A 14221-nucleotide genomic window follows, 5' to 3' on the forward strand; every position below is an offset into this window, starting at 1 on the left:
TCCTCTTTATTGCCTGTCACGGCATCATAAGGTCTTCCAATCCTAAATATTTCTACTTGTTATCGCACACATATCAAGTGTTTGATCTCATTTATCAAAAAGTGCTGGAGCAAAGGAGAATCAGCCCTTAATTTAGGCCCTATTAAAGAAATAGCCAAAGCGTCCTAAACTAATCTGAACTTTTAACACTCACAAAACGGCACAATGATAAAGCCGATTGGCGTTTCGCTTATTCTTCTTGGCCTGCCCTTTATCCGCCTTCGGCATTTGCGCAGCAATATTTTTATCCTCTACTTACACTTACCGGCCTTAGATCTGCTTCATAGGACTTACCGATTGTACTTGCTTAATCCGGCAGCTATTTTGCCGGCATCCGGTTAGTACGCACGGCAATTCAGAACCGGTTTTCTATCTACAGATAATAATCATTCTATCCTGATTCAGGATCCAGCTCGTTATTTATTTTTTTAGCCATCCAAAGACTAACCTTTTAAACAAACCGTATGACACTACTCCGAAGTAAAGAAGACGTATTCCGTTTTCTCAAAGCAAAAGGCAGGCAGGGTATTTTGCTGATACCATTGCTGTTTGCCCTCACTAAAGCAGGAGCCCAGCCTCCCGTAAGCGTCAATCAGACGCTCACATTCAGCCAGAGCGACCTGGGAATAACGACCATTACCGGCGCCGATGCCAATGTCTATTCCGTGGTCAACTACAAAGGACTTGGCAATACAGATCAGGTGGGCAGCCCTTCTCTTCCGGTACAGTATATACAGCTCATCGTTCCGAGAGATGTTACTTTCTCTACGATATCGGTCCAGACAAGCACCCCTCAGAATATTGCACTAAGCCGCCCGGTATACCCGGCCCAGCACCCGATACCAACAGGGGAAACCGATCCGCCACCACCTTTTGCGCCACCCGACCCAAGCATCTATGGTGGTTCCTCTCCCTATCCTTCCCAATTAGTGAAGTATATAGGCGACGGTTATTTTGACGGGGATAAGCATATCGTAACGGTAGCGGTTTACCCGGTACAATATGCCCCGGCAGCGGCCAACCTGGTCTTCTATTCCTCCATAACCTTTTCCGTCAGCCAGAATTTTGCCTTAGATCCGGCAATCCATAGCATTGCCAAAGATGCGGTTCCCAACCAGGATATGTATGACCGTGCCCTGCGGGGCATAATTGCCAATCCCCAGGATATCGCGCTCTTCGGCCCGAACACTACCCAGCCTAAACCCACAAGCTGGCAAGTCCCCTTTTACCAATATGTGATCATCACTTCAAAGGAATTGACACCCGCATTTGAAGAACTGATCGGATGGAAAAGAAGAAAGGGGCTCAATGCCGGCATTGTCGATATCAAGGATATCCTTACCGATCCTGCTTCGGCCGGGGGAGACCTGGTTTCCAACATCAACGACGATGCCGGAAAATTGCGTAAGTACTTATCGGAAGCCTATCAGCATGGTACGGTTTATGCTTTGCTCGGCGGTGATGCCACCATTATCCCGGTGCGGTATTGTGCGGGCGATAACAATATCTACATATCACCGGACCTGAATGGTCATATCCCTTCCGATCTGTATTATACCGATTTCAATGGCAACTGGAATGCAGATGGAGATATTTATTATGGTGAAGATGTTGGAGATCTTGTAGATTATCAGCCGGAGATCTTCGTTGGCAGGACCTTATTTCATACACAACTGCAGGCCAGGAACCACATCCACAAGATCATTCGTTACGAGCGCAATCCCGGAAGAGGAGACAATGATTATCTTACCCGGGCCTTTATGAACCAGGATGATGAATTGCTCGATGGCCATGAGGCCAATATTATTGCCAATGAGCTGGCATTTATCCCTTCCGGCAGCACCAATATCTGGAATGAGGCTCCACCTCCGGGCTCCAACCTTAACCCTACCGGCCCCAATGGTACTGATGTGGTAACGGAAATAGAAAAACACTATGGCCTGGTGAGCCTGTTCGGACATGGCGGTCCCTGGAGTATTACGGTATCGGCATCAGACTTTAATAAATGCCCCAAACAGTATGTAACCTCTACGGATGCCATTACAGGCATATGCACTACGGCGGCACAATATGGCAACGGATTCGACAACCTGGATGATTTCAACCACCTTAACCATCCTTACCAGAATTATCCTTACCTCTTCTATACCATCGCCTGCGAAACCATTCCCTATGATGATGAGCTGGGCAATATTGATAACCTGCCCCATATGGGCGAGGCTGCTACCAGCTACAATAAAGCCGGCGCCTTTGCTTATATGGCCAATACCAGGGATGGCTGGGTGGGTACCTCAACAGAGCTTTATCAACGCTTTGTTCAAAAGATAGCACAAGGCTATCCTCAATTAGGTGTGGCCGAAGGTCTTTCCAAAGCCGTATTCCCCAACAGCTTATTTTACAGAGCCAGCTGGTGCAAAAAAGCACACAGCCTTATCGGTTGTCCCGAAACGGAATTCTGGACAGGAAAACCGGAAATATTTGGGAAAGCCTCAGTTCAGGGCAGCGCTTCCAGCGTTACAGTGAACACCGGCGGTCCCGATGCCACGATCTGTGTCATCAGCGCACTGGACAACGGGCAGACCTATCAGCAGGTGGTTTCGGGTGCGACAACGCATACGTTCAATGGGGTGCCCAGCCCTTATGCGGTCTGCATCACCAGGCACAATTTCCTTCCTTATCTCTGGCAAAGCGATGTTGCGGTACAGAATCACGACTTTACCGGCACCGCTTATGTGGCTGCAGAGAATATCTCGTCGGGACAAGCAGTTGATCCTAATAATACTACAGGAGCAACAACAGTAAAAAGTACAGGGAACGTCTTTTTTCACGCCGAAGGCACTATCCTGCTGGACAAAGGGTTTGAAGTAGAACCCGGCGGCGCATTTGAAGCTAAATAATTACTCAATAAAAAATTCAAATAAAATGAAAACAAACATCTTATCCATAGTGCTTGCCTCAACATTAATCGCAGGCACTGCAAGCGCCCAGATTAAAGTAACCTCTGCTACCGGCAAGGTAAAAGTAGGGCTCGAAACACCCGCAAACATTGCCCAGGACCCGTTGGATGCCCTGCGGATGCACGTTTTCGGACCCAATGGCGATTTGCGTACGGGAGTTAAAGTAGCCCTGGGCGATTTTGGCTCTTATCCCAGCGGCGGCTGGAATGTATTCCTCGGAGAATATGGCGACGATGATTCCGATCAACTCTGGCTACATGGCAAAAGAGGCACTTACCTTACTTATGGCGGCCAGGCCGATCACATTATCGGCTATTACGATATTACACAAGGCAATGTTTTCCACTTCAATTGCGACGTATATTCTTATGGCGTAGCGCTGGCTTCCGACGCCCGGTTCAAAACCAATGTCGAAAATATAAGCAGTGCGCTGGAACAATTGAAAAAATTACGCGGCGTAAGCTACAACCTGTTGCCTCATGTTTTGAATATAGCCAATAAATCGGGCGGCAGCCAGACAGGCAATACAGAGGCAAAGGCAGGCGGTATGGGAACCGAAAAAGAACGTAAGGATAAGGCGCTTCTGGCGCAAATGCAAAAAGACCAGGATCAAACCGGGCCCAAAAGGCTGGGCCTGATTGCCCAGGAAGTGGAAAAAGTATTTCCGGAACTGGTCAAAAAAGATTCTTCCAATTATTTGTATGTAGATTATATAGGACTGATCCCCGTTATGATCGAAGGCATCAAAGAACAGGAGGAGTTGATCGAGGTTCAAAATGCAAAAATAAAAGAGCTGGAAAGCCGGCTGAACAGCGTCGAAGGCAAAATGATCGGCTGGTTCAACGAAAATAACGGTACAGATATGACCGATCCCAAAGCAGCAAATTCTTATTTATTCCAGAACAACCCCAATCCTTTCAATTCCACCACTGAGATCACTTACTATGTAGCGAGCAACATAAAGACGGCCACTATTCATATTTTTGACATGCAGGGTAACATGATTAAATCTTACCCTGTTAAAGGCAATGGTAAAGGCCAGGTATCGATCAATGGATCGGAGCTCAAAGCAGGGATGTATATTTATAACCTTGTGGTAGATGGCCAGGAAGCGGATGTTAAACGGATGACCTTGATTAAATAAAGGTGTTTTCTATTCCATTATTCAAAAGCAGGCAGCGTCGTTAGCGGCGTTGCCTGCTTTTTAGTATTGAGTAGTGAGTAGTGAGTAGTGAGTAGTGAGTAGTGAGTAGTGAGTAGTGAGTAGTGAGTAGTGAGTAGTGAGTAGTGAGTAGTGAGTAGTGAGTAGTGAGTAGTGAGTAGTGAGATTTGGAAATTGCCAACTGCCAACTGCCCACCTGGTAAATAACCGCAAAGATCGCTAAGCAGTACGCAAAGGGCGCAAAAGATAAGTGTGCGTATTGGAGCTTGAAATTGGCAATGGGTAGTTGGCAATGGGCAGTGAGTAGCCTGGATCCGGGGACTGTATTGGAATTTGAATTTTGGAATTTGGAATTTGGAATTTATTTTTTGAATTTTATGGTATGAAACAACATTTCGGAAAATACTTTTTCCTGATCCCGCTGGGATTATTCATCAGCGCCGCGAGCCTGATCCTTTTCAGATATGTAAGTGCTCCGGATATGGTGAGGGGTTTAAGTTTGGGTACAGGCATAGGACTCATGCTCCTGGCCTTTATCAAACAGCCTAAACAAGCCAGGCCTACCCGTTAAAGGATGACTTTGCTATGCGCCTGCAAAGTAAACTGTAAGCATTTGTAAGCCACTGTAAGCAGCAAAAAAAGCGGTATCGAATAAGATTCGATACCGCTTTCATACTTACGTTTATTCCATTGTTCAATATCCAAGTTCCAAGTTCCAAATTCCAAGAAGCAAATTCCAAGATTCAAGAACCATCTAATATCTAATATCTAACGTCTAACGTCTAATATCCAAAGCCTATTTGATCCGCTTTCCTTCGCTTTCCGATGCGGTCTTGCGCTGGCGGGCACCTTTGATCTCGCTGCTGCCAAAGCGATAGCTGAAGTTGAGGCGCACCATACGGTTTTCGTTACGCTGGTTGATGTCCAGGTTTACGCCGCCGTAGCGGTTATAACCCCTGAACCGGTTGGTGTACAATACGTCGGACATGCTCAGCTTTACACTCGCACGTTCGTTGAGAAAGCGCTTCTGCACACCAATATCAAGCGAGCCCATGGGCTTGTATTGCCAGGTGCCTTCGATACCCTCTCCGCTGAACCAGCCGCCCACTTCGGCGCTGAAACCCTTGCCCAGCGTAAAAGTATTCTGCATATAGAGGCCATAGGTACTACCTTTCAGGTCGATGCTGGTATGGTTGAAATCGCCTTTAATGGTCTGGTAGTTGTACCAGAAGTTGACATAACCGTTCCACCATTTCGCAATAGGAATAGGCGTGCCTATGCCGAAGGTATACATGTTCTGGCTGGCAATGTTCTGTACCTGTATAAAGGTGGCGTTACCGTTGATAGTATCGGTGATCTGCGTGGCATAATCCTTGGCATGGCTGTAGCCCAGGGTAAAGTTCAGCATGGACTTGTAGGTATAGCTGAGCTCGATATTGTTGGAATACTGCGGCCTCAGGAAAGCGTTGCCTTTTTCATAGGTCATCTGGTCGATCTTATTTTCAAAGGGATTCAGATCCTGGTAGCTGGGGCGGTCGATCCTGCGGGTATAGCTAAGACCAAGGGCGTGCGATTCGTTGATGGTGTACCCGATCACGGCATTGGGGAAAAAGTCCAGATAGTTCCGTTTCACCGTATTATCATCCTGCAAGGTACCGTCGGCGCGGGTCAGCTCGCCCTTGCTGTTGGTCTGTTCCATACGCAAGCCCGCCTGCAGGCTCCATTGCTTGCCCAGCGAGAGGCTATAATTCACATAAGCGGCGTTCACATTTTCGCTGTAGGCGAAGCTGTTGCTCTGGCTCAGGTCTTTAACCGGCGTGTTGTCGGTGTACTTAAAGAAATCAAAGGTATTGCTGGTCTTTACCCAGGCCGTTTTGACGCCATAACCCAGGGTACCTTTACCCAGCTTGTGCTCCAGGTCCAGCTTGGCAGTATAGATATCGATATCGGTAGGTGTTTTGTTGCCATTGATAATGGTATACAGCAGGTTGTTGTTGGCGTCAAAATAATTGTTGGGCTGGTAGCTGGTACCTGTGCTGTGAAACTTGCCGTAGTCGGCATCGAAGCTGATGGTGGTTCCGCTGCTATCGTTGGCGTAACGGTAGTTGAGGTTCACATTGCCGTTGTTGCGGGTAATGGGCACACGGTTGCTGGATACCAGTTTTTTCTGGAAGGCACCGGAGGCCTCATCAGAAATATCGGTGGTTCCATCGGTATCGAAGGATCCGCCGCCCAGACCACCGGTAAACATGAGGCCTACGGTATTCTTATTATCGATAAAATAGTCGGCCCCGGCCTTGAGATTCAGATTTTTCCGTCCCTGGGTCAACACAGTCTTCTGGTCGTAGATGCTGCCGCCCTGTGGCCGGTGAATGTCGAGCTTGCTTTCCCACAGGCCGGTAGCGCCGCTGATATTGCTGAAGATATTCACCTTTTTGTCGCGGTAGTTAAGGCTTACGGCGCCGTTGCCCTTGGGCGTAATGCCCTGCATATAGCCTAGTTCCACGCTACCGTTGGTCCCAAACTTCCGGTTCTTTTTCAGGCGGATATTGATGATACCGGCATTGCCGCTGGCATCGAATTTGGCGCCGGGATTGCTGATGAGCTCGATCGCTTCCACGTCGCTGCTGTTGATGCTCTTCAGGTAATCGGCCAGGCCTTTGCTGTCGAGCTGTGTCATTTTGCCGTCGATATATACTTTTATACCCGACCGGCCCTTCATGCTGATGTTGTCATTATTGTCTACCATAACGCCGGGACTTTTTTGCAGCAATTCCAGGGCATTGCTGCCGGTAGCATTAATGCTGCCCTCAACATTGAATACGACCTTGCCGGGCTTTACCTCTACCATAGGCTTGCGGGAGGTGATGACCACACCCTCCATCGCCCGGGTTTCCGGCGCCAATTTTACTTCGGGCGCCTGGTAGCCCTGCGTGGCATCGGGAGTAAAGGGAGCCAGGTATTGTTTCTGGTATCCCATGCTGGAAAAGCTAAGCAGGTAGCTCCCGCTTGTTTCGCCTTCAAGCTCGTAGACACCGGAGGTATCGGTAATGGCAGCCTTGACCAGGCTGCTGTCGCTGGCCTTCAGCAGCGATACGGTTACGGCTTCCAGCGGTTGGTTATGTTCCTCTCTGACCTTCCCTGAAATGGTTCCTAAGGATTGCGCATTTGCCTTAATAGCTGATAATAAGCAAATTGCAATAGTGATGTGGGTTAGTGGTTTCATGTCGTAAAGTATTATTTTTTACCTATTACAATGCAAAAGTAGGTACCTTTTATAACATAGTACTTGCTTTAACAATTATTTATAACTTAAACCTGCGAAAATAATAGGGGGTAGAAAAACGAGGGAGATAAGGTAGATCGGTTAGCAGAGCAAAAGGTTACAAGCAGAAAAAAATTCTGCCTGCTGTCGTTCTACTGAAAAAAGATTGCAGTGATTGAGTATAATATTGCATGTAAATAAAATAAAAATGAAAAAGACAAAATTATTACTGGGTAAAAAGCTCAACCTCGTCAAGGAAACGATTACAACACTGGACCAACGCAGTGCAGAACAAATTGCCGGTGGCGCTACCATTCAGCCGGCTTCCTGCACGCCTACACTTTGTGTCTCCATCTGTCCAACAGCCTGTTTTACTTCAAATGCCCCGGTATGCTGTGTCGGTCCAAGCAATACCTGCGATACTTTGCAACAAAGCTGCGGTGGTGCTTGCCCTGTTCCAACCTTAGGGTGTCCTTAATCAATCGGGTAATGGCAGTAGGAAGATCCGAAGTGGAGATCTTTTTACTGCCATTTTTCCGGACGCAGGATTCCTGTGGAGAAACCTCGCGACGAAGAAAATAGTATTGAAGAAAGTTTTGTAATAAAGGCAACGATATTATTAACAAATAAAAAATACAAAATGTGAAAAAGACAAAATTAACGTTGCGTAAAAAGCTCAACCTCGTTAAGGAAATAGTTACACCTCTGGATCAGCGTCGGTCAAGTCAAATTAGGGGTGGCTCTTTTATACTAACTGGCTGTGCAGAAACGCTGGAGCCACTTTTTTGTGAGACCAGGGATATCCATTTTTGTCAGACCAAGGATGTCAATTCTGTTACACCGGTATGCTGTGTTGCCGCGTCCAAAACCTGCGACACCTTGCAGCAAAGCTGCGGTGGTGCCTGCCCTGTTCCAACCTTAGGTTGTCCTTAATCCCAATCGGATATTCATAAAAAAGCCCTCCGCGGAGGGCTTTTTTTATTTTTGTTCCTCGCATCAGCTCCTGAACGGGACGTTGCGGAAGAGGTCACCGGCGAACGGTTCCAATTGTTGCTATTACTATCAGATCATCATTGCCCTGACCGTATTAGTATTACTGTAATGACGTTTCGTGAAGTATTGCTATAGGCGGATGCTTCAATAGTGTGATCGAGACCGCAATTATAAATTGCAGCAATAGCAGGATTGTATTTACCCTGATGTCCACACGTAACCATTTCATAATTCTGCGCTTTTGTTCTAATTTTGCGCATTCTTTTCCTAATCTATTTATTCTCTATGAATCTCTTTGCTCAATTGCAGCACGAATTTCTCCAACGCCATATGGGGCCCGACGAACAGGAAACCCGCGAAATGCTTGATACCATCGGCATCGACAGCCTGGATGAACTGATCCAAAAGACGGTTCCGCAGGCGATACGCCTGCCGAAGGCCCTGGATCTTCCTGCTGCAGTGAGTGAGGCGGAGTACCTGCGCCAGCTGAAGCTCATTTCCTTAGGAAATAAAGTAGCGAAAACCTATATCGGCCAAGGCTACTACGATACGCATACACCCAGCGTTATTCTCCGTAATATTTTTGAAAATCCGGGTTGGTACACCCAGTACACGCCTTACCAGGCCGAGATCGCCCAGGGGCGCCTGGAAAGTCTGCTGAACTTCCAGACCGTAGTGAGCGACCTTACAGCACTGCCTATTGCGAATGCATCATTGCTGGATGAAGCCACTGCCGCGGCCGAGGCCATGGCCATGTTCTTCCACATGCTGAATAAGAACAGCGACAACCCGGAGCGCCCGAAATTGTTCGTGGACAATGAGCTGTTCCCACAGACCAAAGATGTGGTCGTAACCCGCGCCACACCACTCAGTATTGAAGTCGTATTTGGCGATTATAAAACAGCGGCGATCGACAACAGCTATTTCGGCGCGCTGGTGCAATATCCCAATGATAAGGGATCGGTAGAAGATTACCGTAGCTTTATCGACCAGGTACATGCCGCCGGTGCATATGTAGGTATGGCTACCGACCTGCTGGCCCTTACTTTGCTCACGCCTCCGGGTGAGCTGGGTGCCGATGCCGCTTTCGGCGTAGCGCAACGTTTCGGCGTGCCGCTGGGCTTCGGTGGTCCGCATGCGGCTTTCTTTTCCTGCAAGGACGAGTTCAAGCGCGCCATCCCGGGCCGTATCATCGGCATCAGCATAGATGCGCAGGGCAACCGTGCGCTGCGTATGGCGTTGCAAACCCGCGAACAGCATATCAAGCGTGAAAAAGCCACCTCCAATATCTGTACCGCACAGGCTTTGCTGGCCAATATGGCGGCTATGTACGCCGTATTCCATGGACCAGACGGCCTGAAAAACATAGCCTTGCGGGTAAATGTACTGACGCAGGCGCTGGCCGACGCGCTCCGGGGCGAAGGTCATGAGCTGGTTTCCAATTCCTTCTTCGATACGGTAGTGATCAGGACAGATAAAGTTGCTGCTATTAAAGAAAAGGCACTGGCCACCGATATCAACTTCCGCTATTTCCCCGGCGGCGATATGATTGGCATCTCGCTGGACGAGACCACCAATTTCCAGGACCTTGCCGACATCATTAATGCCCTGAACCTGGTAGAAGGCGCCGTAGGCTATGATGCCGACGAAGACAATATACTGGACGGTGTACCCGAGGCGCTGGTGCGTACCTCACCCTTCCTTACCCAACAGGTGTTCAATGTGCATCACAGCGAAACACAGATGATGCGCTATATTAAATTCCTGGAGAACAAGGACCTGAGCCTGAATACGAGCATGATATCCCTGGGCAGCTGCACCATGAAGCTGAATGCTGCTACGGAAATGATACCGTTGAGCTGGAGCCACTGGAGCAAGATCCATCCTTTTACACCCGCCGACCAGGCCAAAGGTTATCTGCAGATCGTACGCGAACTGGAGGCTTACCTGAGCGAAATCACCGGCTTTGCTGCCTGCAGCCTGCAGCCCAACAGCGGTGCTTCGGGTGAGTATGCGGGCCTGCTGGCGATCAAGGGCTACCATGAAAGCCGTGGCGATCATCACCGCAATGTGATCCTGATCCCTATTTCGGCGCACGGCACCAATCCTGCGTCTGCGGTAATGGTAGGCTATAAGGTGGTGGTAGTGAAAGCCCTGGAGAATGGCAATATCGATGTGGAAGACCTGAAGGCCAAGGCCGAGCAGCACGCCGCCAACCTGGCCGGTATTATGATCACCTACCCTTCTACCTATGGTATTTACGAGGAAAGCGTGAAAGATATTATTGCCATTATCCACGACAACGGCGGACAGGTATATATGGACGGCGCCAACATGAACGCCCAGGTAGGCCTTACTGCACCGGGCTATATCGGCGCCGATGTGTGCCACCTGAACCTGCACAAGACTTTCGCTATCCCACATGGCGGCGGTGGTCCGGGCATGGGTCCCATCTGTGTAGCAGAGCATCTGAAGCCTTTCCTGCCCGGTCACGTGTTCGGCAAGGATACCGATAATAATGATAACTGGCAGCATGGCGTATCGGCTGCGCCTTACGGCTCGGCTTCCATTTTGCTCATCAGCTATGCCTATATCCGCATGCTGGGTCCGGTGGGTGTACGCCAGGCCACAGAATATGCGATCCTGAATGCCAACTATATGAAGGCCCGCCTGCAGAACGACTACCCGATCCTGTATTCCGGTGTAAACGGTACTTGCGCGCATGAGTTTATCGTGGACCTGCGTCCGTTTAAGAAGAGCGCCGAGATCGAAGCCGAAGATGTGGCCAAGCGCCTGATGGACTATGGCTTCCATGCGCCTACCATGAGTTTTCCCGTGGCCGGTACCATAATGATCGAGCCTACGGAAAGTGAAGATAAGGCCGAGCTTGACCGTTTCTGCGACGCTTTGCTGGCGATACGTGAAGAGATCAGGGCTGTCGAAGAAGGCCGCGCCGATGCGAAAGATAATCCGCTCAAGCATGCGCCCCATACCCAACAGGTTGTGATCAGCTCGGAATGGAACCATGCTTATAGCCGCGAAACAGCCGCGTTCCCGCTGCATTATGTACAAAGCAGCAAGTTCTGGCCTTCCGTTGCCCGCGTAAACAACACAGCCGGCGACCGTAACCTGATCTGTACCTGCGAGCCTACAGAAGCGTACATGGAAGCTTAACTTTTCATTTGTAGTTTTTTTATAATTTTATGAGCTGATCCTTCACCGGGATCAGCTTTTTTTATACCAACCAATAAAACCTGCTCTTTGTATGCATCGAAAATTTACCCTGCTTTTTGCAGCCTTTACCGTTTTGTCCCAGGCGTTGTTTGCTGGCATATCGGAATACTGGCAGCCGGTACACCCCGATCTCGTAAAGCCGGCCGGCATGCGCCGACTGTCGCCGGATCACTATCAAACCTATACCTTGCGCTTCACTGATCTTCGTGAACAGCTGCTATTGCTGTCTACCGACCCTGCGAGAGGTGCAACCATTGTGTTACCCACACCTGACGGCGGCAGCAGGACTTTTCGCATATGGCAAAGCCCGATGATGGAGCCTGCCCTGGCTGCAAAATACCCCGAACTAAAGACCTTTACCGCGGAAGCTACAGATGACCGCCGGGTAACGGCCAAGCTTAACCTGGGTCCCGATGGCTTTCATGCTTATGTGTACAATGGTGCACAAACCTATCTCATAGATCCCTACAGCGATGTTGAGGATGGCAATTACCTGTGCTACTTCCGCAAGGATTATACACAAAACCAGGGTATGCCTTGCGGTGTAACCGGCGGCGATACCGGAACGGCGGTGGACCCGCAGGAAGGTACTGCCCTGCAGCGAACCTACGGCACGCAACGCCGGAATTACCGGCTGGCCCTGGCCTGTACCGGCGAGTATGCGACAGCCGTAGGCGGAACCACACCTACCAAAGCCAGCGTGCTGGCCCAGATGGTGCTTATCATGAACCGGGTAAATGGTGTGTATGAACGTGAGCTCGCTGCAACCATGACTTTAGTGGGTAATACCGATACACTGATCTTTCTTAATGGTGCTACAGACCCTTACACGAACAATGATCCCAATGCACTGCTCACGCAGAATCAGGCGACCGTCGATAGCCGCATCGGCAGCGCGGGCTACGACATCGGGCATGTGTTCACCACGGGTGGTGGTGGCCTCGCCGGTCTGGGCGTTCTGTGCAACAATAGCGCCAAAGCTGAGGGAGAAACAGGTTTGCCGTCTCCTTTCGGCGACCCTTTTGCCATCGACTTCGTGGCGCATGAGATGGGGCACCAGTTTGGCTCCAACCATACCTACAACTCATCTCAGGGCAACTGCGGCGGTAATGGCGAAAGCACGATGGCTTTCGAAGTGGGCAGCGGCTCGACCATTATGGCCTACGCCGGCATCTGCAACGGCGATGATCTGCAGCCCCATAGCGATGCTTATTTTCATGCCGTGAGCCTGAGGAATATTACTAATTACATCGGCAATGCCGCTACAGGCGGCTCTTGCCCTACGGTTACCGCATCGGTCAATATACCCAATACATATCCCGATTTTACCGCAAGCTATAGCATACCGGTGTGGACACCTTTTGAGCTCACCGCACCGGCGGTGACAGATGCTACCATGGATACCCTCAATTATTGCTGGGAAGAATGGGACCTGGGCGGCTTTGGCCAGACCTGGAATGCAGTCGACAATACTATGCCCTATTTCCGTTCTTTTAACCCTTCCGCTTCGCCCGTCAGGGTTCTTCCCAGCATGAACAATGTGCTGGCCGGGAACTATTTTTATAAAGGAGAGCGCCTGCCTACCGCTGCCCGTACGCTGAAGTTCATCCTCACCACCCGCGATATCTATCAGGGCTGGGGCTGCTTCAATGCCTCCTTCGATACCGATACCATTACACTGAATGTGGTATCGCTGGGACCGGATACCTTCAAGGTAAGCTCACAAGCTACTGCTGCTACCTGGAATACCGGCTCCACACAGACGATAACCTGGAATGTAGCCAATACAACGGCCGCACCTATCAATGCCGCCAATGTCGATATCTTTTTGTCGGTAGATAGTGGCAGAACCTTTCCTTATACGCTAGCCACTGCCGTGCCCAATACGGGCGGCGCCGCCATTACAGTTCCCACTGCTGCTACCGCATCGACAAAGGCCAGGGTAAAAGTAAAAGGCAGCGGCAATGTCTTCTTCCAGGTAAACCGGGCCAATATTACGATCAATGTGGTGCCGCTGCCGGTTACCCTGCAATCGTTTACAGCATCACCAAAGGGTTGTGGTATCGCGTTGCAATGGACCACAAGCAATGAGCGTCACTTCGATCATTTCGAGCTGGAACGTAGCAACGATGGTATTCAGTTTGACATGATAGCACGCATTTCCTCTGGTAACGGTAACATTTATGGTTACGAGGACAAGGCACTTAAGGATGGCGATTATTATTACAGGCTACGGATGGTGGATGCCGACGCATCGTTTGCTTACAGCCCTGTGGCGAGCACACGGCTGTCTTGCCATGGACAGAACAGTGTGGCTGTTTTTCCCAACCCGGCAAAGGATAAAGTGACGATAAGAACAAGTAATGCAGTAGTACAGCTAAACCTGTCGACGGTTAGCGGACAGCTATTGCTGCATGATACAGGCCTGCAAGTGACAGAAAAAACACTTGACCTGAAGGGACTGGCTACGGGCATCTATCTCCTGCAGCTGCGTTATGCCGACGGCTCCGGGAATACAGTCAAGCTCGTGAGAGAATAACGGTCAAAGCTATAATGAAAAGCGCAAGAGCT

General features: G+C 49.6%; 8 protein-coding genes. 7 read left to right on the forward strand and 1 reads right to left on the reverse strand.

Annotated elements, in window-relative coordinates; all coding sequences use genetic code 11:
* The first annotated feature begins 503 nt into the window (after window positions 1–503).
* From DZK30_RS16370 to DZK30_RS16380, 3 genes are all read left to right on the forward strand, one after another.
* The gene (locus tag DZK30_RS16370) at window positions 504–2936 is read left to right on the forward strand and encodes a C25 family cysteine peptidase (RefSeq protein ID WP_118975208.1); all 2433 of its coding nucleotides are present in this window, start codon (window positions 504–506) and stop codon (window positions 2934–2936) included.
* A gap of 25 nt (window positions 2937–2961) precedes the next feature.
* Window positions 2962–4140: a tail fiber domain-containing protein gene (locus DZK30_RS16375; protein WP_118975209.1), complete on the forward strand. Its 1179-nt coding sequence runs from the start codon at window positions 2962–2964 to the stop codon at window positions 4138–4140.
* 400 nt (window positions 4141–4540) lie between these two features.
* Window positions 4541–4729 carry a hypothetical protein gene (locus DZK30_RS16380; protein ID WP_162903153.1) on the forward strand — a complete coding sequence of 63 codons (189 nt, stop codon included), beginning with the start codon at window positions 4541–4543 and terminating at the stop codon, window positions 4727–4729.
* Window positions 4730–4954: 225 nt separating this feature from the next.
* Here DZK30_RS16380 and DZK30_RS16385 read toward each other — a convergent pair whose 3' ends face one another.
* The gene (locus tag DZK30_RS16385; protein WP_118975211.1) at window positions 4955–7384 is read right to left on the reverse strand and encodes a TonB-dependent receptor; all 2430 of its coding nucleotides are present in this window, start codon (window positions 7382–7384) and stop codon (window positions 4955–4957) included.
* Between the two features lie 247 nt (window positions 7385–7631).
* Here DZK30_RS16385 and DZK30_RS25905 point away from each other — a divergent pair, with 247 nt between their 5' ends.
* From DZK30_RS25905 to DZK30_RS16395, 4 genes are all read left to right on the forward strand, one after another.
* A complete protein-coding gene (locus tag DZK30_RS25905) occupies window positions 7632–7901 on the forward strand; it encodes a class I lanthipeptide (protein WP_162903154.1) in 270 nt (89 codons plus the stop codon).
* Between the two features lie 164 nt (window positions 7902–8065).
* The gene (locus tag DZK30_RS26595; protein WP_205529469.1) at window positions 8066–8356 is read left to right on the forward strand and encodes a class I lanthipeptide; all 291 of its coding nucleotides are present in this window, start codon (window positions 8066–8068) and stop codon (window positions 8354–8356) included.
* Window positions 8357–8701: 345 nt separating this feature from the next.
* Window positions 8702–11590 (forward strand): aminomethyl-transferring glycine dehydrogenase, encoded by a 2889-nt coding sequence (gene gcvP, locus DZK30_RS16390; RefSeq protein WP_118975212.1) that lies wholly within the window; start codon window positions 8702–8704, stop codon window positions 11588–11590.
* A gap of 91 nt (window positions 11591–11681) precedes the next feature.
* Complete coding sequence (locus DZK30_RS16395) at window positions 11682–14189, forward strand: zinc-dependent metalloprotease (protein ID WP_118975213.1); 2508 nt, start codon at window positions 11682–11684, stop codon at window positions 14187–14189.
* The last annotated feature ends 32 nt before the right edge of the window (window positions 14190–14221 follow it).

This window comes from Taibaiella koreensis (assembly GCF_003545715.1).
Classification (GTDB): Bacteria; Bacteroidota; Bacteroidia; order Chitinophagales; family Chitinophagaceae; genus Taibaiella; species Taibaiella koreensis.